General features: G+C 54.8%; 19 protein-coding genes and 1 pseudogene. 7 read left to right on the top strand and 13 right to left on the bottom strand.

Going from position 1 to position 21,512, the window contains the following annotated elements; all coding sequences use genetic code 11:
- The 5 genes from F4V61_RS06075 to F4V61_RS06055 all read right to left on the bottom strand — a co-directional run bounded on the left by F4V61_RS06075 (position 1) and on the right by F4V61_RS06055 (position 2,803).
- A complete protein-coding gene (locus tag F4V61_RS06075; protein WP_000594174.1) occupies positions 1-471 on the bottom strand; it encodes a PTS sugar transporter subunit IIB in 471 nt (156 codons plus the stop codon).
- Positions 449-898, bottom strand: a complete 450-nt coding sequence (locus F4V61_RS06070; RefSeq protein ID WP_001216659.1) for a PTS sugar transporter subunit IIA — start codon at positions 896-898, stop codon at positions 449-451. Before F4V61_RS06070 ends, F4V61_RS06075 begins: the two co-directional genes overlap by 23 nt.
- 199 nt (positions 899-1,097) lie before the next feature.
- Entirely contained in the window at positions 1,098-1,751 is a 654-nt protein-coding gene (nfsB, locus tag F4V61_RS06065) for an oxygen-insensitive NAD(P)H nitroreductase (RefSeq protein WP_058345657.1), read from the bottom strand.
- A 102-nt stretch (positions 1,752-1,853) separates the two neighbouring features.
- Positions 1,854-2,222, bottom strand: coding sequence for an MmcQ/YjbR family DNA-binding protein (locus F4V61_RS06060; RefSeq protein WP_000348994.1), 369 nt, complete (start codon positions 2,220-2,222; stop codon positions 1,854-1,856).
- Positions 2,222-2,803, bottom strand: coding sequence for a TetR/AcrR family transcriptional regulator (locus F4V61_RS06055; RefSeq protein WP_000113602.1), 582 nt, complete (start codon positions 2,801-2,803; stop codon positions 2,222-2,224). The genes F4V61_RS06060 and F4V61_RS06055 overlap by 1 nt, the downstream gene beginning before the upstream one ends.
- A 289-nt stretch (positions 2,804-3,092) precedes the next feature.
- Here F4V61_RS06055 and F4V61_RS06050 point away from each other — a divergent pair, with 289 nt between their 5' ends.
- The gene (locus tag F4V61_RS06050) at positions 3,093-3,473 is read left to right on the top strand and encodes a RamA family antibiotic efflux transcriptional regulator (RefSeq protein ID WP_000155632.1); all 381 of its coding nucleotides are present in this window, start codon (positions 3,093-3,095) and stop codon (positions 3,471-3,473) included.
- On the opposite strand, the gene F4V61_RS06045 is transcribed toward F4V61_RS06050, so the two are convergent.
- From F4V61_RS06045 to F4V61_RS06030, 4 genes and pseudogenes are all read right to left on the bottom strand, one after another.
- A complete protein-coding gene (locus tag F4V61_RS06045; protein WP_080152873.1) occupies positions 3,439-3,687 on the bottom strand; it encodes a DUF1158 domain-containing protein in 249 nt (82 codons plus the stop codon). The two genes, F4V61_RS06050 and F4V61_RS06045, sit on opposite strands and share 35 nt — an antisense overlap.
- Before the next feature lie 66 nt (positions 3,688-3,753).
- The gene (locus F4V61_RS06040) at positions 3,754-4,872 is read right to left on the bottom strand and encodes a YbdK family carboxylate-amine ligase (RefSeq protein WP_038396615.1); all 1,119 of its coding nucleotides are present in this window, start codon (positions 4,870-4,872) and stop codon (positions 3,754-3,756) included.
- 11 nt (positions 4,873-4,883) lie between these two features.
- Positions 4,884-5,589, bottom strand: a pseudogene (gene entD, locus F4V61_RS06035) (enterobactin synthase subunit EntD).
- A gap of 47 nt (positions 5,590-5,636) precedes the next feature.
- Positions 5,637-7,892 (bottom strand): TonB-dependent siderophore receptor, encoded by a 2,256-nt coding sequence (locus F4V61_RS06030; protein WP_001034855.1) that lies wholly within the window; start codon positions 7,890-7,892, stop codon positions 5,637-5,639.
- A gap of 189 nt (positions 7,893-8,081) precedes the next feature.
- Here F4V61_RS06030 and fes point away from each other — a divergent pair, with 189 nt between their 5' ends.
- The 4 genes from fes (at position 8,082) to wzz(fepE) (ending at position 14,806) form a co-directional block, all read left to right on the top strand.
- Positions 8,082-9,296, top strand: a complete 1,215-nt coding sequence (fes, locus tag F4V61_RS06025) for an enterochelin esterase (RefSeq protein ID WP_038397809.1) — start codon at positions 8,082-8,084, stop codon at positions 9,294-9,296.
- A 30-nt stretch (positions 9,297-9,326) separates the two neighbouring features.
- Positions 9,327-9,545 (top strand): MbtH family protein, encoded by a 219-nt coding sequence (locus F4V61_RS06020; protein WP_000396007.1) that lies wholly within the window; start codon positions 9,327-9,329, stop codon positions 9,543-9,545.
- The gene (entF, locus tag F4V61_RS06015) at positions 9,542-13,426 is read left to right on the top strand and encodes an enterobactin non-ribosomal peptide synthetase EntF (protein ID WP_080160886.1); all 3,885 of its coding nucleotides are present in this window, start codon (positions 9,542-9,544) and stop codon (positions 13,424-13,426) included. The genes F4V61_RS06020 and entF overlap by 4 nt, the downstream gene beginning before the upstream one ends.
- Positions 13,427-13,669: 243 nt before the next feature.
- On the top strand, positions 13,670-14,806 hold the full coding sequence (gene wzz(fepE) / locus F4V61_RS06010; RefSeq protein ID WP_000096771.1) for an LPS O-antigen length regulator Wzz(fepE): 1,137 nt from the start codon (positions 13,670-13,672) through the stop codon (positions 14,804-14,806).
- Between the two features lie 54 nt (positions 14,807-14,860).
- On the opposite strand, the gene fepC is transcribed toward wzz(fepE), so the two are convergent.
- The 3 genes from fepC to fepD are packed head-to-tail and all read right to left on the bottom strand — an operon-like array spanning position 14,861 to position 17,648.
- On the bottom strand, positions 14,861-15,655 hold the full coding sequence (gene fepC, locus F4V61_RS06005) for an iron-enterobactin ABC transporter ATP-binding protein (protein ID WP_000140617.1): 795 nt from the start codon (positions 15,653-15,655) through the stop codon (positions 14,861-14,863).
- The gene (gene fepG / locus F4V61_RS06000) at positions 15,652-16,641 is read right to left on the bottom strand and encodes an iron-enterobactin ABC transporter permease (RefSeq protein ID WP_080160890.1); all 990 of its coding nucleotides are present in this window, start codon (positions 16,639-16,641) and stop codon (positions 15,652-15,654) included. The genes fepC and fepG overlap by 4 nt, the downstream gene beginning before the upstream one ends.
- On the bottom strand, positions 16,641-17,648 hold the full coding sequence (gene fepD, locus F4V61_RS05995) for a Fe(3+)-siderophore ABC transporter permease (RefSeq protein WP_080160885.1): 1,008 nt from the start codon (positions 17,646-17,648) through the stop codon (positions 16,641-16,643). Before fepD ends, fepG begins: the two co-directional genes overlap by 1 nt.
- A 109-nt stretch (positions 17,649-17,757) precedes the next feature.
- Here fepD and entS point away from each other — a divergent pair, with 109 nt between their 5' ends.
- Positions 17,758-19,002, top strand: a complete 1,245-nt coding sequence (entS, locus tag F4V61_RS05990; protein ID WP_079782169.1) for an enterobactin transporter EntS — start codon at positions 17,758-17,760, stop codon at positions 19,000-19,002.
- A gap of 62 nt (positions 19,003-19,064) precedes the next feature.
- Here the strand turns inward: entS and fepB are convergent, their stop codons facing one another.
- The gene (gene fepB / locus F4V61_RS05985) at positions 19,065-20,021 is read right to left on the bottom strand and encodes a Fe2+-enterobactin ABC transporter substrate-binding protein (RefSeq protein ID WP_079782168.1); all 957 of its coding nucleotides are present in this window, start codon (positions 20,019-20,021) and stop codon (positions 19,065-19,067) included.
- A 308-nt stretch (positions 20,022-20,329) separates the two neighbouring features.
- Here fepB and entC point away from each other — a divergent pair, with 308 nt between their 5' ends.
- Complete coding sequence (gene entC, locus F4V61_RS05980; protein WP_079782185.1) at positions 20,330-21,505, top strand: isochorismate synthase EntC; 1,176 nt, start codon at positions 20,330-20,332, stop codon at positions 21,503-21,505.
- Positions 21,506-21,512: the final 7 nt, after the last annotated feature.

Here is a 21,512-nt window from a genome sequence, read left to right as displayed (position 1 = left end):
TCAGAGTTTATCGTTAAGCAATTCGGCGGAATGGGCCGGAACCTGGCGCATTTCCAGACGGATGCCTTTGGCTTTTAGCGCTTGACTATCGGCAATCTCCTGCTCGGTCAGGTATATGGCTTTGCCGAACTGCTGCGCGCCCTCTTTTTGCGCGATACCGCCGTAGTTGATAACGTTAATCCCTGGCACTTTCTCGGCGAAGGCGAGGGTTTCGGCGGTATTTCCCAGTACCACCATCACTTTTTTGTGATCCAGCTTGCCGCTGGCGAGTTTTTCCGCCGCCTGTTCCACCGTAATAATGTCCAGCGACACGCCAGCGGGTTTTGCCAGACTTAATGACATAGAGACAAACGCGTCGCCGGCGGCGTTAGCGTTAGCGACGATGATATGGTCGATATCCAGCGCCCGGGTCCAGGCGAAGACCACCTGGCCGTGCAGCAGGCGGTAATCAATGCGCACTAATTTGATCATGGGATTCTCCCTGTAGGTCAGCGGATGGTTGTGTTATTAGCGTGTTGATAAAGACAATGGATTCACGCGCCGCATTGGTGGCGTAGGTAATGGCCGCGTCTGTGCTTTCTTCTTCACAGAGTAAAAACTCCAGCAGCAGGGTCATGTTGACGCCAGCCACCACAAAAACGTGACGGTGACGCATCAGCACTTTCGCTGCGCTATTGTTGATGCTGCCGCCGAGCAGATCGGTAAACACCACCACTTCTTCGCCGTTGGCCTGCGCGATCAGATTTTCGAGGGTTTGTTCAAGCTGCTCCGTGGTGACAATATCGCCATCGTAGGCGCAAACCGGTGTCACGCCGTGTTCGTCGCCAATCAGCAGCGATAGACTGTTAATAAGTCCGCGGGCAAAAGGGCCATGGCTGGCCACATAAACATGTCTCACCCGTTTTCTCCTTCATCCAGATAGGGGGTATCCAGATATGGCAAACGGCGTGCCAGTTTTAAATGTTATTTATTTTCAATAGGTTGAAAGGGGAAGTTAACACTAACGATGTAAAACCTGGCACTTCGCGCCATTGATCATTGGGGAACCTGGCAGAAAGGTGAAAAAAGCCGGACGGGCGTCCGGCTTAGGCAGGGGATTAGACTTCCGTCAGTGTGGTTTCAAGCGGCAGACGTGATTTCGGCAGTCCGGCGTTGAAATCCTCGACGCTATGATGGCCGACTGGCACCACGACCAGACTGGTATAGCCTTTTTCTTTCAGACCAAATTCAGCGTCGAGCACGTCGGCGTCGAAACCTTCAATGGGGACGGCGTCGAGACCCATCGCGGCGACGCCCAGCAGAAAGTTGCCGACGTTCAGATAAACCTGTTTCGCCATCCACTGGTGGTCATCTTTCAGCGAGACGCGGTGCATATCGGCGAAAAAGCGGCGACCTTTATCATTTGCCGCTTTAGCTTCCGGCGTAGCGAAACGGCCATCGGCTTCCTCCTGATCGACCACCCGTTGCAGCCAGGCGTCGTCCATCGCGGTTTTCGCGCAGAAGACCACCACATGGGAGGCGTCCAGCATTTTGCGTTCGTTGAACGTGTAGTTTCCGGCGGCGGATTTTGCGACACGCGCTTTGCCTTCTTCCGTACTGGCGACAATAAAGTGCCACGGCTGGGAATTGGTGCTGGAGGGGCTGTACTGTAGTAGTGTTTTTACTTTATCCGCTTCTTCGGCGGTCAGTTTTTTGCTGGGATCGAACGCCTTAGTGGAGTAGCGTTTTAAGGCGACAGAAACGATATCCATAAATGCTCCTGGTTGGTTTAGTACCCTTTTGTATCAGCAGGGTACCGGGTTATCGGCAAAAAGATAAGGGAGGAAAATGCGGTTATTGCGACGAGTATTACATCAGCGCGGCCGCAGACGCTGTTGATCTCTTTTGGGCAGGCTGTCTACCACCAGATTCCATGAGTCATTTATCAAATCGTTGAGTAGCGATACGGTGATATCCTCCCCCGCATAAACTGAAATCCAGTGTTTCTTATTCATGTGATAGCCAGGCGTAATGCTGCGGTAAATTTGCTGATTCACCAGAGATTTTTGCGGGTCTGCTTTCAGGTTCACTAGCGGGCGACAGCGATGTTCAGTGAAAAGCATGAATATTTTGCCGCCGACCTTAAACACATCGTACTGCGGGCCGAAAGGCCAGCAGTGTTCGGTAAAAGGCCGTTCCAGCGCAAAGCGTTTTGCGCAGGCGTGCAGCGTTTGGCCGTCCATTATTGCTCCTCGCGAGTCAGCGCGCGCCACATGGCTTCGAATCCCAGCGCAATAAATTCACCAGCGCGAGCGGGATCGCGCGTGGCGAAATCCATTGTCGTTTCGGCCAGTGCCAGAAAAAGACCGTCGCCGAAGGCGCGGTACTCATCCGACATAAACACCATCAAAACGGAGCGATGACATAAATCGCGCAGTTCGGGGAACATATCGTCGGCCAGTTTTTCCGTCTCTTTGGTGATCTTTTCGCTGACGGCCAATTGACGGATCGCCCGGTGGCGGGCGGGATGGTTCAGACCCCAGTTGATATAACTGTTCCAGATAAAACGGGTCATCGTTTTGGCATCGGTAATGGAGCGATCCAGCTCCATGATCATTGACTGGCAGAGATCCTGCTTCAAGTGCAAATACAACGTGTTAATCAGCTCATCTTTGGTCGCGAAATAGCGAAATAATGTTCCTTCTGCAACGCCAGCGTTACGCGCGATCGCCGCTGTTGAGGCGGCGATACCGGATTGCGCTATCGCCTGGGTTGCCGCTTCCAGTAATGCCTGTTTTTTGTCTTCACTCTTCGGACGAGCCACTACACGTTACCCTTATGTCTGTAAAAAGATGATTGAATCACGCCCGTTGTCACGTCGCAACGGTGAATATCAACCTTTGAAAAGTACCTTGACGGCGTATCGTTGCTTTCTATAATGAGTGCTTACTCACTCATAATCAAGAGCTGCCCACGTGAAGCGGTTGAAAAGCGTATTGCAGGCCATGCCATAAGCCGTCTCACAATTTGTGTGGTTATTACTATGCTTATTGCTATTGCAGTAAATGTACGGTGTGGGAGCCGTTGACGAGTTTGATAGAGGGGAGAGCACGATGACTATTTCCGCTCAGGTTATCGACACGATTGTCGAGTGGATTGATGATAATTTGAATCAGCCGTTACGTATTGATGATATTGCCCGCCATGCGGGCTATTCCAAGTGGCACCTGCAACGCCTTTTTATGCAGTACAAAGGGGAGAGTCTGGGGCGCTATGTGCGTGAACGGAAGTTAAAACTGGCGGCGCGCGATCTGCGTGACACCGATCAGAAAGTGTATGATATCTGTCTCAAGTATGGTTTTGATTCGCAGCAAACCTTTACGCGCATTTTTACCCGCACATTCAACCTGCCGCCAGGCGCTTACCGTAAAGAAAAGCATGGCGCACGCATTGAAATGCTTAATCGGCCAGCGCAAACCAGCGCCGCCAGATAAAGCGAATAACACAATATTCCAGCGCGCCGAGCAACAGAAACCATAAACAAAACAGCAAAGTATAAAGCTGGTTGAGGTCCATAAGATGAAAGAGCCCAACCAGTTTTTGCGCCAGCGCAAGGCCGAGCGAAGGGGCGGGCAGCAGCAGGCTGGAGAGAAAGGCCATCAGCAGAATACCGGCTGCGGTCATCAATGATTCAAGCAGATATTGCATGGTTTTGTTAAACGTAAGTTAAAATGCCATTGTCCGGGATATCGCCACGTAAGGCAAATTTGCTGTCTATTGCCCCGCCCAGATTTCACAATGTTTTTGCACCAGGCCTATCAGCGAACCGCCGTCGGCAATAAATTCCCGCATATATTGCGCTTCATTACCGCCTTTTTTTACCTGCAGACGTAGCGCGTCAATGGCGCTGTCGGCGCCCACTTTGCGCGCAGAAGGCGTAACGTTATCCAGCAGACGCAGCGTATCGTCCGCCAGCCGACGGCGATCGCCGGTATAGACATCGGTCAGCATACCTTCCAGACCATAGCGGCAGGCCTGAAAACGGTTGAATTTATATAACAGATAGTCCTGTTCCTGCGGTTTAAAGGGACGCTCGGTCAGCAACCAGTGAGCAGTTGCCTGAATTAACCCTGCCATATTGATGGCCTGATCAAGGGTGAGCGGCGTATCCATTACCCGAACTTCTACCGTGCCAAAGTCAGGGCTGGGGCGGATATCCCAGTGCAAATCTTTGATACTGTCGATCATTGCGGTGTAAGACAGACGACGAAATAATCCTGCGAACTCTTGCCAGTTACTCACCCACGGCATGGGACCGTTATCGGGAAAAGCGGAAAAAATATTCAGGCGTGCGCAGGCAAAACGGGTGTCAGATCCTTGCATATAGGGAGACGCGGCGGAGAGCGCAATAAAGTGCGGCACAAAATGCGACAACCCGTGTAAAAGATAAATCGCATCGTCGCCATTCGCGCAGCCGACGTGAACATGTTGGCCGAAAACCGTCGCCTGTTGAATTAAGTAGCCGAAATTTTCCAGTGTGCGCTGATAGCGCTCATTATCACAAACCTCCTGACGCTGCCATTTTTGAAAAGGGTGAGTGCCGCCGCCGCAAATGCCAAGGTGGTGTTCCGACGCCGCCTGTAAAATAACCTGCTGCATGGCAGAAAGTTGCGCCGCCGCCTGGTCAATGTCGCGGCAGACGTTCGTGGCCATTTCCAGCATACTTTCGGTAATATCGTGCTTAATTTCTCCCGCGGTGAGTCGGGACTTAACGGCGTCAATCAGTGTAGAAGAGTCCTGGCTTAAATCGTAGCCTGGCGGATTGACCACCTGCATTTCCAGCTCAATACCCAGCGTATACGGTTCAGAAACGTGAAAATCATTCAGCGGCATAGCGATCTCATTTATCGTGGTATCGCGCTAAGTATAGAAGCGGGGACGCGTTTGTCGTGGAGAAGGGGCGTTATTTCAGGAGCAAAGGGTAATAACGCGATTATCACGTTGAAACCACCTTATCCGGACATCACGTTCAGTCGTCGTGGCGGCAAAGGCTGGCAGGAGATTTAACGAGATTTGCGTGGCGGTAAGCGATGTTATTTTTGCGCTATCGAACCCCGGTAGCGTGGCGTTGCCTGAAAACGCTTTATAAACGCTCTCTTTGGCGGAAAAGGCCAGCGTCAGGGCCAGCGGAAAAGGTAGCGAGCTTGCCTTGAGAATTTGGCGCTCATCGTTATCAATAATGGCCGGCGCCAGATCTGTCGCCGTTTGCTGGCTCATGATTTTTTCTATATCAACGCCGACGCGTTGCCGGGAGATGACTGCCAGTGCCGTTGACGCGCAGTGACTGATACTGCCAAATACGCCGTCCGGCCATAGCGGCTGTCGCTTATCGCCAATACCGGGCACCGTCCTGATACCTATCCCGCACAACGCATGAACAGCGGCGATGCGGCCTGCTAAGTGTTCAGCTTTCCGCTTGCGTCCGGCAGACCGGAGCCGTTCGTGATGAGGAAGCCATAACAGGTCGTTTTCATGAAAGCTACTCGCATCAAAGTCGACGATATGCAGCGTGTGTTCGGCAAAGGGAAGGGAAAAATGGGATGTCAGCATGATCTCTTTCAAACTCCCTCCCCCGAATGAGGGAGGGAAGGTTGGCATCAGAAATGGGTATTAATGCTCATATACCACGTGCGGCCCGGTTCGTTATAGGTATACGCGCCAGCGCCCGCCATATAGGCGCCGGTTTTAGTATCTCTAACGGTTTGCGCATTACCTTCACGCCATAGACGTTTGTCAAAGAGGTTATCTACGCCGCCGGTCAGGCTGACGTTTTTGGTCACGTCCCAGGTAGCGCTCAGGCCAACGATACTGTAGGGGCTGACCGATTGCTTATCTGTTCCGGTAACGGGTTTACCCTGATAATCATATTTCTTCGGCTCTTGTTTGCCGTACCAGGTGAAGGTCGATTGCAGAGAAACGTCCTGGCGTACCTGCCAGCTCAGGGTTGAGTTGAGCGTGTACTGCGGAATAATCGACAGGCGTTCGCCGGTCTCTTTGTTTTTGCTCTGCAGCATATAGGTCACGTTATTCGTCCAGTTCACAGTGTCGCTAACGGGTACGTTTAACGTGCCTTCCAGGCCTTCAACGACCGCTTTCGGAACGTTCTCCCACTGATAAACATCCGTTTTGCCGTTGTTGATACGCTGCAACGGCACCTTACCTGCTTCGATCTTATTGCGGTAATCATTGCGGAACCAGGTGACGCCGGCCAGCCAGCCATCGCGTTTAAATTCCAGACCGATCTCTTTGTTGATACTGGTTTCGGCTTTCAGCTCATCGTTGCCCATCATATAGCAGCCGATGCCGGTGCCGGCGCCAGTCGCGTAGCAGCCCTGCCCCTTACTGTACAGAATATAGTTCGGGTTAGTCTGGTACAGACTCGGCGCTTTGTAAGCGCGTGCAATACCCATTTTCAGAGTAAAGTCATCCCCCAGACCTTGCGACAGGTTCAGCGACGGGCTCCAGTTATTCCCTACAATACTGTGATGATCGAAACGTAGCCCTGGCGTCAGCATAGTGCTGTCGGTCAGTTCCATGTTATTTTCGGCAAACAGAGAGAAAATTTCCGCTTTTGAATACGGGCTACGATCGGTACTGCTGTAACCCGGGATGTTTCCCCCCATAAAGGTTTGCGAGTTGGAAAGCATATCTTTCATACGTTGTTGGGCCCATTCGGTACCCAGCGTCAGGTTTTGATTGACCAGCAGATCAAAAGGAAGGCTCACTTCGCTGTGTAGGGTGACGTCATTCAGATCGGCATCGGTATATTTTTGCGACGCTTTCGGATCGAAAATTCCTTCGGTACCGCCCGCTAAGCCTTCCGGCATACGGGAGTTACGGGTATGTTCGTATTGCACCCAGTTGCTGGTGGTTACGCCATTATCCCAGCCGCCGTTCCAGGTCAGAGAGTAGTTTTGCCGATAAATACGGTTTGTCTCTTTTCCGTAATTATCTTTCACCAGTTGGTTCGTATTGGTGTTCTGCGTATCGCCGGCATAGAGGTTGCCCTGGCGACTGTAACCGGCCTCCAGTTCCAGCGACTGAAGCGGAGCGAAATCCCAACGAACCACGCCGTTGATATCTTTGTTAATCACCCCCTCGCGCCCGGCCGGTAGCGTGTCGGCGTAACTTCCGGTTCGCTCAGACTGATGTCCCTGGTTAATATTGCGCGCATCAGCCTGCGTTTTGTCGAGGTTGCCATACAGACGGAAGCTGAAATCCCCGCCCAGCGGGCCGTTCAGGCTAAAGTTGGTGCGCTTAGTCGCGCCTTCGTCTTTATGTTCCGGCGCGTTGAAATACGTGTTCCATGAGCCGTGCCACTCGCTACCGCCTTTTTTGGTGATGATATTCACCACGCCACCTGCCGCGCCGTTACCGTAACGTGCGGCGGCAGGACCACGCAGTACTTCAATACGTTCGATCATCTCCGGCGGCACCCACGCGGTATCGCCGCGGGTATCGCGTTCGCCGCGCCAGCCCAGGCGCACAGAGTTGCGACTGGTAACGGGCTTACCGTCAATCAGGATCAGGGTATTTTCCGGCCCCATACCGCGAATATCGATTTGGCGGTTGTTCCCGCGCTGACCGCTGGTGGAGTTGCCGGTCAGGTTAACGCCCGGCATGGTGCGGATGATTTCTGATACGTCGCGTGCGGGTGGATTTTTGCGGATTTCATCGGCGGTGATAGTGGATACGCCTGACGCCTGCAGGTTTTGCTGGGCAGCGGTCACCACGATGGTGTCTTCATTGGTGAGCGCAGCGCTATCGGTTTTTTCTTCCGCCATCACGGGCAGAGCGGCCCCGTAAATCCCTAAATTGACCAGTAAGGCCAGGGAATGAATCTTCTTGTTCATTGTATATCCTGCTTTTCTTTAGCCACATACGCCAAAACGCCCGTCAAAGGCATTGGCCGGGGTGGTGAAATTGTGTGCGCGCTTCCTGTAGCGCGACAATACGCTATTGCAAATGCAAATAGTTATCAATAATATTATCAATATATTTCGCTATTTATATATAAAACCAATAATAAACATAGGGTTATGATGGAAGGTTCGCTGGCGACGGGAAGTGAGGCTTGGTGGAGGACGAAAACCGGGCCGGAATGGGGACGGGAAAAAGACGGAAATTATCGGGTCACTTTTTGGTGGCGCGACCCGCAGGGAAACGAAAAATACTCCCCGATACGGCGTGTCTGGGTCTACATCACGGGCGTGACCGATCATCATCAAAACGCGCAGCCTCAGACGATGGCGCGTATTGCCGGAACGGATGTCTGGCGCTGGAGCACGGTGCTTGGCGCTAACTGGCGCGGCAGCTACTGCTTCATTCCCACCGAGCGCGATGACATTTTTTCCGCTTTTGCGCCGGGCGAAACGCCCGATCGGAACGCGCTGCGTAAAGGCTGGCGTCAGCTACTACCGCAGGCGATTGCCGATCCGCTTAATTCACAAAGCTGGCGGGGAGGGCGTGGCCATGCGGTTTCGGCGCTGGAAATGCCGGATGCGCCTCTCCAACCTGGATGGGATCGCCCTGAAACGCCGTACTCACCGCCTTTGATGATGCAGTGGCATAGCGAACGTCTGGGTAATTCCCGCCGCGTATGGATATTGACGACCGGAGACGAGGCGCCGGAAGAAAGGCCGCTGGCTATTCTGCTGGATGGTCAGTTCTGGGCGGAAAGTATGCCCGTCTGGCCTGCGCTCGCCTCGCTGACTCATCAACGTATGCTTCCCGGCGCCGTCTATCTGCTGATTGATGCGATTGATACCCAGCGTCGTAGCCAGGAGTTGCCCTGCAATGCCGACTTCTGGCTGGCGGTGCAGCAGGAACTGTTGCCGCAGGTCAGAGCCGTAACGCCCTTTAGCGATGATGCCGCACGGACGGTAGTCGCCGGACAGAGTTTTGGCGGCCTGTCGGCGCTGTATGCCGGCCTGAACTGGCCAGCGCGTTTTGGCTGTGTACTAAGCCAGTCAGGATCTTTCTGGTGGCCCCATCGCGTCAACCCGCAGGAGGGGGAAGTGATTACCGGGTTGAAAAACGGCGCATTACGCGCGCGCGGGCTGCGCATCGTACTGGAAGCCGGCATACGTGAGCCTTTCGTTTTTCAGGCGAATCAGGCGCTTTATGCCCAACTGAGTACCTCGCCGCAGACTATTTTTTGGCGTCAGGTTGACGGCGGACACGATGCGCTTTGCTGGCGCGGCGGGCTAACGCAAGGGTTAATGTTGCTCTGGCAGCCGCTCATCGACACGCTTTAACCGGGCACATGTCCACGACAGGAGTTGAGTATGGAATTCAGTAATCCTTTCGATAATCCGCAGGGACAATTTTACATCCTGCAAAATGCGCAGCGTCAGTTCAGCCTTTGGCCAGCAGCGTGCGCGCTTCCCGCAGGCTGGGACGTAGTATGCGAACCGCAATCGCAGGATGCCTGCCAGCAGTGGCTCAATACGCGCTGGACGACACTGAATCCGGCGCATTATGCCGATAGGCAGGAGGCGAAATGACACAGCGTTTACCGTTAGTCGCCGCCCAGTCGGGGATCTGGATGGCGGAAAAACTCTCTGATTTTCCTTCCGCCTGGAGCGTGGCGCACTATGTGGAACTGACCGGCGAACTGGATGCCGCCTTGCTGGCAAAAGCGGTAGCAGTGGGGATGCTACAGGCGGATACGCTCCAGATGCGTTTTACCGAAGAGAACGGCGAGGTCTGGCAATGGATCGATCCAGAGCGCACTTTCGGCGAGCCCACGATTGTCGATTTACGCGACCAGGCCGAGCCTCATCACGCGGCGCTGGCGTTAATGCAGGCAGACTTACGGCAAAACCTGCGCGCAGATAGCGGTAAGCCGCTGGCGTTTCACCAGTTAATGCGCATTGATGATATGCGCTGGTATTGGTATCAGCGCTACCATCATTTGCTGGTTGATGGGTTTAGCTTCCCGGCGATAACCCGCCAGATTGCGGCGATTTATCGCGCCTGGCAGAGCGGCGACCCTACGCCTGACTCGCCTTTTACCCCCTTTGCGGATGTGGTCGAAGAGTATCAGCGCTATCGCCAGAGCGAGGCCTGGCAGCGTGATGGCGCCTTCTGGGCGCAGCAGCGTCGTGAGCTGCCGCCGCCGGCGTCAATTTCTGCCGCGCCGTTGCCGGGACGGTCGGCGACGGCGGATGTTCTGCGTATGAAATTGAGCGCGCCGGAGGGGGCGTTTCGCCAACTGGCGGCGCACATGCCTGAGATACCGCGAGCGGATCTTGCCCTGGCGCTGGTGACGTTGTGGCTGGGACGATTATGCGGGCGGATGGATTACACCGCCGGATTTATCTTTATGCGGCGGATGGGCTCGGCGGCGTTAACGGCGACCGGGCCTGTCCTTAACGTGTTGCCGCTGGCGGTTAACCTTCATGCGACGGAAGATCTGCCAACGCTGGCGAAGCGTCTTGCGGTGCAGTTAAAGAAGATGCGCCGCCACCAGCGTTACGACGCCGAACAGATTGTACGCGATAGCGGGCGAGCCGCAGGGGAGACGCCGCTATTTGGCCCGGTGCTCAATATAAAAGTGTTTGATTATCATCTGGATCTTCCTGGCATACAGGCGCAAACCCATACCCTGGCGACGGGGCCGGTTAACGATCTTGAACTGGCGCTTTTTCCGGATGAAAACGGCGGTCTGGATATTGAATTGCTGGCGAACTCGCAGCGTTACGATGACGCCATGCTCTCTCGCCATGCCTTACGGTTGATGGCGCTTATCACGCAATTTGCTGATAATCCCGCGCTGCGCTGCGGCGACGCGCAAATGCTGCTGGCGGAGGAACAAACGCAGTTAACGCGCCTTAACGACACGGCGGTAACTATTCCCGTCGCCACGCTCAGCGATTTAGTAGCGCGGCAGGCGCGAAAAACGCCAGATGCTCCCGCCCTGGTGGATGCGCATTATCACTTTACCTACCATGAAATGCGCGAACAGATTGTGGCGCTGGCGCACGCGCTTCGTGAACGCGGCGTTCAGCCTGGCGATAGCGTGGCGGTGGCGTTGCCGCGGTCAGTTTTCCTGACCATAGCGCTGCATGGCATTGTCGAGGCGGGCGCCGCCTGGCTGCCGCTGGACACCGGTTATCCTGACGATCGGCTGCGAATGATGCTGGAAGATGCGCAGCCGAAACTGTTAATTACGACTCAGGCGCAACTGGCGCGCTTTCACGATATTCCGGGAATGGAATATTTGTGTTATAGCGAACCGCTACCGGTCAGTGACGCAACCCCGCTGGGACTGTCGTTACCGCATCATACCGCTTATATCATTTTCACCTCTGGTTCGACGGGCAGACCGAAAGGGGTAATGGTGGGGCAAACGGCGATAGTGAACCGGCTGCTGTGGATGCAGGATCACTATCCGCTGACGGCGGATGATGTAGTGGCGCAAAAAACGCCGTGCAGTTTCGACGTCTCGGTATGGGAGTTTTTCTGGCCGTTTATCGCCGGGGCGAAACTGGTGATGGCCGAGCCGGAAGCGCACCGCGACCCGCTCGCGATGCAGCAGTTCTTTGCGCAATACGGCATCACGACCACCCATTTTGTGCCGTCGATGCTGTCGGCTTTTATTGCCTCGCTAACGCCAGCGTCGGCTGGAAAAAGTTGCGCCGCCTTCAAGCGGGTTTTCTGTAGCGGCGAGGCGCTGCCGACGGCGCTGTGTCGCGAATGGGAAACGTTGACCGGCGCGCCGCTACACAATCTGTACGGCCCGACGGAGGCTGCGGTGGATGTGAGCTGGTACCCGGCTTGCGGCGCTGAGCTGGCGGCTGTCGACGGCAACAGCATCCCGATTGGTTATCCCGTCTGGAATACCGGTTTGCGTATTCTCGATGCGCATATGCAGCCGGTGCCGCCGGGCGTGGCGGGCGATCTCTATCTGACCGGTATTCAGTTGGCGCAGGGTTATCTGGGGCGTCCGGATCTTACCGCCAGCCGCTTTATCGCCGATCCTTTTGCGCCAGGCGAACGGATGTACCGCACCGGAGATGTGGTGCGCTGGCTGGATTCCGGCGCGGTGGAATACCTGGGGCGCAGCGACGATCAGCTCAAAATTCGTGGTCAACGTATTGAACTGGGTGAGATTGATCGCGTAATGCAAACGCTGCCGGATGTTGAACAGGCGGTAGCACATGCCTGTGTCTTTAATCAGGCGGCGGCGACGGGCGGAGATGCTCGGCAATTGGTCGGCTATCTGGTTTCGCACTCCGGTTTGCCGTTGGAGCTATCGGCGTTGCAGGAAAAATTACGCCAAAAGCTCCCCGCGCATATGGTGCCGGTTGTGCTGTTGCAGCTTGCTAGTTTGCCGCTTAGCGCTAATGGAAAGCTGGATCGTAAAGCCCTGCCGCTGCCGGAACTGACGCCATGCGTGAAAGGACGTGCGCCGCAGTCCGCAACGGAGGTCGCTGTCGCTGCGGCGTTTTCTAGCCTGCTGGGCTGTGAGATTAACGACGTTGAAAGCGATTTCTTTGCGCTGGGTGGACACTCGCTGCTGGCGATGAAACTGGCCGCCCAGTTAAGCCAGACGTTTAATCGCCAGGTGACGCCGGGGCAGGTGATGGTAGCATCTGACGTGGCGCAGTTGAGTAAGTTGCTTGACGCTGATGATGATGAACGCTCGCGTAACCTGGGGTTCGGGCCGCTGTTGCCGCTGCGTGAAAGCGATGGCCCAACGTTATTCTGTTTCCATCCGGCGTCGGGCTTCGCCTGGCAATTTAGCGTATTATCACGTTATCTTAGCCCGTCGTGGTCAATCATGGGGATTCAGTCCCCCCGTCCTGCAGGTCCTATGCAAACAGCAACAGCCCTTGATGAGTTATGTGAACATCATCTGGCGACGTTGCTCGCCCGGCAACCGCATGGCCCTTATTATTTATTAGGCTATTCTCTGGGCGGGACGCTGGCGCAAGGGATCGCCGCCCGGTTGCGCGCGCGCGGCGAAACGGTAGCGTTTTTGGGATTACTGGATACCTGGCCGCCGGAAACCCAAAACTGGCGGGGAAAAAAGGCGAACGGCCTTAATCCGGACGTACTGGCGGAAATTGAACGCGAACGCGCGGCGTTTGTCACCGCCCAGCAGGGAAATGCATCCGACGCCTTATTTGCCGCTATTGAAGGCAATTATGCGGATGCCGTCCGTCTGCTGACGACGGCGCATAGCATACCGTTTGATGGACATGCTACGCTCTTTGTGGCGGATAAAACGGTGCCGGAAGGCGTATCGCCTGAACAAAGTTGGTCACCGTGGATAACCTCTTTGACTATTTATCGCCAGCCATACGCGCATGTGGATATTATTTCTCCCACCGCCTTTGAAACAATTGGACCTATTATCAACAAGCTCATTAATAAATAACGGGCGTTGTCTCTGTTTTTAACAAATTAAATCGCGAAACCTCATAATAATTATTATGAGGTTTTTATTGCAATTATTAATTTATTTAACATAAGTGATACATGTTGCAGACAAGTCCTATTCCGATTATTGTGCTTTTCTGACGCGGGTGCGCAAAGATTGTTTCAGATAATTCTTACTTACTGTTAGAATCTCCGACAGGAAGGTGTTCTTTCATTGGATAAAGTTTTCAGGTCATACGGCATGTCATCTCTTAATATAAATCAAGAAAAAAATCAGCAATTTGCAGGTTACTCACTGCCGCCCGCCAACAGTCATGAAATCGATTTGTTTAGCCTTATGGAGGTGTTATGGCAGGCTAAACGTCATATTCTTGCTACCATTTTCGCCTTTGCGTGCATGGGGTTGCTCCTGTCATTTCTACTGCCGCAAAAATGGACCAGCCAGGCGATTGTCACGCCGGCCGAATCGGTACAGTGGCAGGGACTGGAGAGAACGTTGACCGCGCTGCGTGTGTTGGATATGGATGTAAGCGTTGATCGGGTCAGTGTATTTAATCTGTTCATTAAAAAGTTTAGCTCGCTGTTGCTGCTGGAAGAATATCTTCGTTCTTCTCCGTATGTTATGGATCAATTAAAAGGCGCGAAAATAGACGAGCAGGATCTTCATCGGGCAATTGTCGCGCTGAGCGAAAAAATGAAAGCGGTGGACAGCAATGTCGGTAAGAAAAATGAAACATCGTTATTCACGTCGTGGACGTTGAGCTTTACCGCGCCGACGCGGGAAGAAGCGCAAAAAGTGCTGTCTGGCTATATTCAGTACATCTCTGCTATCGTCGTGAAAGAGACACTGGAAAATATTCGTAACCAACTGGAAATCAAAACCCGCTATGAGCAGGAAAAGCTGGCGATGGATCGGGTGCGCCTCAGAAATCAACTTGATGCCAATATTCAACGACTGCGTTATTCGCTGGAAATAGCCAACGCCGCCGGAATTAAGAAACCAGTTTACAGTAATGGGCAGGCGGTAAAAGATGATCCGGATTTTTCTATTTCCCTCGGCGCTGATGGTATTTCCCGCAAACTGGAAATTGAGAAAGGGGTCACGGACATGGCCGAGATCAACGGTGATTTGCGTAACCGTCAATATCATGTTGAACAACTGGCGGCAATGAATGTAAGAGACGTGACGTTTACCCCATTTAAATATCAATTGTCTCCGTCTTTGCCAGTCAAAAAGGATGGTCCGGGTAAAGCGATCATTATTATCCTGGCGACGCTAATTGGCGGTATGATGGCTTGCGGCGGCGTATTACTGCGTCATGCGATGGTCTCGCGTAAAATGGAAAACGCGCTAACAATAGATGAACGATTAGTCTGATTTACACGAAAAAGCCGGATAGCGATTATCCGGCTTTTTCGTATGTATGGGTAACTATTGCCGCCCCAGCGGTACGATCAGCGGCGTACCGGCAACCGGATCGTCGATAATCATACAACGCAGGCCATAGACTTTTTCGATAAGCTCAGCGGTAACAATCTCCTTCGGCGCGCCCTGCGCCACAATGTGACCTTCACGTAATGCAATTAAATGGGTGGCGTATCGGCAGGCTTGATTCAGGTCGTGCAGAACGGCGGCAAGCGTATAGCCTTTTTCGCGATTGAGTTCGCTTAACAATTCCAGCAGATCAATTTGATGGCTAATATCCAGCCAGGTCGTCGGCTCATCCAGCAACATGATGGACGTTTCCTGCGCCAGCACCATGGCTATCCACGCCCGCTGGCGTTGACCGCCGGACAGGGTATCGACGCTTTGCGTCGCCAGTGAAGTGATACCCGTTGCACGCATCGCATTGGCGACGGCGTCGGCATCTTCCTTGCGCCAGCGGGTAAATAAGGGCTGATGCGGATAACGCCCTCTGGCGACCAGCTCTTGTACGGTGATATCGCCCGGCGTGGTGGCGTTTTGCGCCAGCAAACCGATTCGTCGCGCCACCTCTTTACTGGCGTAACGCTGTATTTGTTCGCCATCCAGCCAGACATGGCCGTCAATGGGCGTCATCAGACGGCTTAGCGTGCGTAGCAACGTCGACTTGCCGCAGCCGTTAGGGCCGATGATCGCGGTAAAATGGCCGTCCGGAATCGAAACGTTAAGGTTTTTTGCGACAGTATAGCTGCCATAACCCAGAGTTAACTGGTCGCCGCGCAAACGGGCTACGGATTCGGTCATTTTTTGCGGGACTCCTGAATTAACAAGACGATAAGGTAAATACCGCCGAGGCTTACGGTGACGACGCCTACCGGAAGCTGATAAGGCATAAACAGTTGTTGCGCGCATGCATCAGCGGCCAGTAGTAATAACGCGCCGCACAGCGCCGACTGGGTTAATCCCCAGCGAGCTGTGCCGCTAAGGCGGCGGGCGATGTGCGGCGCGACAAGAGCGATAAACGAGATGGGGCCAGCCAGCGCCGTAGCAGCCGCGGTGAGCGATACCGCCACCAGCAGCATCATCAGGCGTGACCGTTCCACGCTAACACCCAGCGCGCAGGCGCTGTCATCGCCCATCTCCAGCAGCCGCATGCGACGTACCAGTAGCGCGGCGCCTGTCAGCATCACAATAATCAGCGGCGCCGAAGGCCAGGTTTTCGCCCATGTCAGACCGTTGAGCGACCCGGCGTTCCATAATCCGGCGGTTAGCGCCGTTTCCAGCGACGCCTGCAACAAGAGCCAGGTATTAAAGGCGACCAACATAGCGCGGATGCCGATACCGATGATAATTAGCCGGAAGGTTTCAATCCCGTTACGCCAGGCAAGCAGCCAGACAATCAATGACGTGACGATGCCGCCCGCCATCGCCGCCAGCGCGATGGCGGTCAGATGTTGGCCAAAAAGAACCATTGCGACCAGCACGCCGCTCCAGGCGCCGGTATTAAAGCCCATCACATCCGGGCTGCCCAACGGGTTACGCATTAACGACTGAAAAATCGCTCCGCTGACGCCAAGCGCAGCGCCAATCAGCAGCGCCATTAATACGCGCGGCAACCGCCATTCGGTCACCACAAGGGTGATGTTACGCGGCGCGTCACCCAGTAGCGCGGCAATAATCTGCCCGGTATCAAGATGTACGGCGCCGCGTTGTAAACTCCATAAGCCAATGGCGAAGCAGCCTGCCGCCAGAAGCAGGCTGCTTATGATAAGCCGACGCGAAAGAAACATCATAGGCCGCCTCCGCTTGATTTACGGCGTACCAGAAATATAAGTACCGGCGCGCCGATAAACGCGCTGACGACCGAAACGCGGAGTTCGCCGGGTACCAACAAGCGCCCAATAATATCGGCGAAAAGCAGCAGGACAGGGGTCGCCAATAGTGTCACTGGCAACGACCAGCGGTGATCGGCGCCGACCAGCCAACGCGCCATATGCGGCATCATCAGACCGATAAAAGCGATAGGGCCGACCAGCGCCGTTGCGCTGCCGCACAAGACGGTAATCGCCAGTAAGCCGATAAGTTGAGTGCGCGCCACTTTACTGCCCAGCGCCGTCGCGGTATCACTGCCGAGACTCAGGCTGTTCAGCGCGCGGCTCAGCAATAGCGCCACGATCCCGGCGATCACCACAGGCGCGATAGCCACTTTCAATGTTTGCAGGCTGCGAATGTCCAGCGATCCCGCCTGCCAGAAGCGAAGCTGGTCATAGACCTCTGGATTTAACAGCGCGATACCGCTAGTTAGTCCTTCCAGTACCGCGCCAAGCGCCACGCCCGCCAGCGTCAGGCGAACCGGGCTTAACTGACCGCCGCCCTGACTGCCGGTAAAGGCGACAATCAGTGATGCGATAAGCGCGCCGCTAAATGCCATGAAAAGCTGCTCCAGCGGCGTGGAGAAACCAAACAGCGCCGCGCCCAGTACGATGGCGAAGCTGGCGCCATTGTTAACACCCAGAATCCCCGGATCGGCGAGCGGATTACGGGTGAGCGTTTGCATGAGCGCCCCGGCGAGACCCAAAGCGCCGCCCGCCAGTAATCCGGCCAGTGTTCGCGGCAAACGCGCATCCAGGACGATGGTGCAATCGGCGCTTTGGCAAACGCCGGTGAACGCGTCCAGCACGACGGCGGCGGGCAGCGGTTTCGCGCCAATAACCAGGCTTAACACCGCAGCCAGAATCAGTAATAACAACAATCCGGGCACGGCGAACGCGCGCGTCACGGAAAACGAGCATGACATAGTAACTTCCCTGATAATGATAGTAATTATCGTTATCTATCTTATTTTGTTATGTTAGCATGTGCAGCCATTGAATGGATATTTAAAAAACTCGCATTAAGGCGTTGTAATGAATCGACAATCCTGGCTGCTCAATCTCAGCCTGTTGAAGACGCATCCTGCATTTCGCGCAGTATTTCTGGCCCGTTTTATCTCTATTGTCTCGCTGGGGCTGCTTGGCGTGGCGGTTCCGGTACAGATCCAAATGATGACGCACTCCACCTGGCAGGTAGGGCTGTCGGTAACGTTAACCGGCGGCGCCATGTTTATTGGCTTAATGGTGGGCGGCGTACTGGCCGATCGCTACGAACGCAAAAAGGTGATTTTGCTGGCGCGCGGTACTTGCGGTATTGGCTTTATTGGCCTGTGCGTGAATGCGCTGTTGCCGGAACCGTCATTGCTGGCGATATATCTCCTTGGCCTGTGGGACGGCTTTTTCGCGTCGCTGGGCGTGACCGCTTTACTGGCGGCGACGCCAGCGCTGGTCGGAAGAGAAAATCTGATGCAGGCCGGCGCGATTACCATGCTGACGGTACGTCTGGGATCGGTTATTTCGCCGATGTTGGGGGGCATATTGCTTGCCAGCGGCGGCGTAGCCTGGAACTATGGGCTGGCGGCTGCCGGGACGTTTATTACGTTATTGCCGTTACTGACGCTGCCGCGACTGCCTGTCCCTCCGCAGCCGCGGGAAAATCCTTTTATCGCGTTGCTGGCGGCGTTTCATTTTTTGCTTGCCAGTCCGCTTATCGGCGGTATTGCGCTGCTTGGCGGCCTGGTGACGATGGCAAGCGCGGTACGCGTACTCTATCCAGCGCTGGCGATGAGCTGGCAGATGTCGGCGGCGCAAATCGGTTTGCTGTATGCGGCAATTCCGCTGGGGGCGGCCATTGGCGCGCTGACCAGCGGGCAACTGGCGCATAGCGTTCGTCCGGGGCTCATTATGCTGGTTTCGACAGTTGGTTCTTTTCTGGCGGTGGGGCTGTTCGCCATCATGCCGGTCTGGATCGCAGGTGTTATCTGTCTGGCGCTGTTTGGCTGGCTCAGCGCCATCAGTTCGTTATTACAATATACTCTGCTGCAAACCCAGACGCCGGAAAATATGCTGGGGCGAATGAACGGCCTGTGGACCGCGCAAAACGTCACGGGAGACGCTATCGGCGCGGCGCTGTTAGGCGGTCTTGGCGCAATGATGACGCCGGTCGCTTCCGCGAGCGTGAGTGGATTCGGGCTGGTGATTATCGGTTTGTTGCTACTGTTAGTGCTGGGCGAGCTACGCCGCTTTCGCCAGACGCCGCCGGCTAGCGATGCTGGCTGATGAGGGCGCGTTTATCCGACCGACAAAATCTGTCTGGTCAGTCGGATAAAACCCCGACAAGGCTAAAACAGGGCGGCAAGCCGGTTAAGTAGCAATGTTGCGCTGTAATAATCCAGACGGAACGTCTCCGTACCCAGTGCATAGACGCGCTTATTTTGCACCGCTGGCAGGTGCGCCAGCAGCGGATTGGCATATAGGGCCGCGACATCTTTGTTGTCGCCGGCAAACAGGAAGAGAGATTCGCCGTTTAACCCGGCGGCCAGATTTTCACCGCCAAGCTGAATGATATCGTGGCGCTTACCCTGGCTTTTGCTGGTTTGCAGCCCACGGGGCAATGTCGCCAGCGTAAAGCCTAACTGCGCCAATAGTTTGCCTTGTGCTGATTCTGGCGTCCACAGATTGGCGCTATGCGCGGCAGGGGTATACACCAGCGCGCTAACCGGCTGCGGCGGCAGGGCGATTCGCTGTTTAACCGTCGTCAGTTGCGCCTCAAATTCCGCTATTCGCGCGGCGGCCTGTTTCTCCTGACCGGTGATCTCGCCAAGCTGCGTGAGCAAACTCTGCCAGCTTTTATCGTCATAATTGATGACGAGCGTCGGCGCGATAGCGGAGAGCTGATCGTAAAGCGCCAGCGCGGAGTCGCCGCCGGTGGCGCTAATCAAAATGAGATCCGGCATTTGCGCGGCGACCGTTTCAGCATTCGGTTCGCCGATGTACAGCCGGGCGACATGGCGAGCCTTTGCTACGTCGCTCCACTGGCGCATAAACCCTTGATCGTCGGCAAAGCGGTTATTCGGCGTAGTGGCCCCGCTGGCGACGACGGGCGCGTCAATTGCCAGCAGCGAGCCTGTTAACGTCACGCTGGTAGAGACGATACGCGCGGGCTTGTGGTCCAGCGTATGAACGCCGCGGCTATCCTGGATTTGCCGGGGCCAACCCGCGTCCCGGGCTAAGGATATTCCTGAAACTGATAAACCAACCACTAAAAGCAGCCAACGATAAAAGGCGGGGAGTCTCACAATAGCGTCCTGTTATTAATAAAGTTAATGCTTCTCATTTTCATATCAGCGGCAGCGAGATGCAAGCCTTAGCGCCATTTAAGTCATGACCAGAGTTGACAGAGCGACGTTTTACTCTTAGGTTATCGCACTAAAAATAGAAATAATAATCATTATTATACACAAAATCATTCAAGAAGCATCGCGGCGGCAAGGGAAGAAATCCCCGGGAGCATAGATAACTATGTGACCGGGGTTTCTGAGCGCAGCCAACAAAGAGGCAGCTTGAAGGATGAAGTGTATATAAGCCTTTATCATTGGAGGATGATATGGATATGTCACTGGCCGAGGACGCTCAGGAGACAATGGCAACGCTTGCTCCCGACCGCTTTTTCTTCATGTCGCCGTATCGCAGTTTTACCACCTCCGGGTGTTTCGCCCGTTATACCGAGCCTGCGGTCTCCGGGGATTCGCCGGATAGCCCTTTCCAGCAGAAATTGCGACAGCAGTTTGCTGCGGCCAAATCGCAGGGCATTGTAAATCCTATCCTGGTGGGCGCGATCCCCTTTGATACCTGTCAGCCATCGTCGCTATTTATCCCGCTAGAGTGGCAGCTTTTTTCTCGCCAGGAAAAGCAGCGCACGGCGCGTTATTTTACTGACCATCAGCCGGTGACGGTGACGGCGCGAAAGGCGATTCCGGAGCAGGATGCTTTTGAAGCGATGGTCGCACGCGCGGCTATGCTGACCGCCACGCCAGACGTCGATAAAGTGGTGCTTTCCCGGCTGATAGATATCACCACTAATGTGGCGGTGGATAGCGGAGCATTGCTGGAGCGGCTGGTTGCGCAGAATCCTGTTAGTTACAACTTCCATGTGCCACTGGCGGATGGCGGCGTTCTGCTGGGCGCCAGCCCCGAATTGTTGCTACGCAAAGAGGGCGAGCGGTTTAGTTCGCTGCCGTTAGCAGGCTCGGCACGCCGACAGCCGGATGACGTTCTGGATCGCGAGGCGGGAAACCGATTGCTGGCTTCACAAAAAGATCGCCATGAACATGAGCTGGTGACGCAGGCGATGAAGCAGATCCTGCGCGATCGCAGCACGGAACTGCAATTACCTTCCTCTCCGCAGTTGATTACCACGCCGACGCTATGGCATCTCGGTACGCCGTTTGAGGGCAAGGCCAACGCCGGAGAAAACGCGCTGACGCTGGCCTGTCTGCTGCATCCGACGCCTGCGCTAAGCGGTTTCCCCCATCAGGTCGCGAAAAAGCTGATCGCTGAACTGGAACCGTTCGATCGGGAACTGTTTGGCGGCATTGTCGGCTGGTGCGACGCCGAAGGAAATGGCGAGTGGGTAGTGACGATTCGTTGTGCGAAATTGCGCGGTAATCAGGTACGCCTGTTCGCCGGCGCCGGGATTGTCCCCGCCTCTTCGCCAGTCGGAGAGTGGCGGGAAACGGGCGTCAAACTCTCTACGATGTTGAACGTTTTTGGACTGCATTAAGGAACGA

Source organism: Salmonella enterica subsp. arizonae, from assembly GCF_008692845.1.
Lineage (GTDB): Bacteria > Pseudomonadota > Gammaproteobacteria > Enterobacterales > Enterobacteriaceae > Salmonella > Salmonella arizonae.
This window is presented reverse-complemented; position numbering and strand designations above follow the sequence as displayed.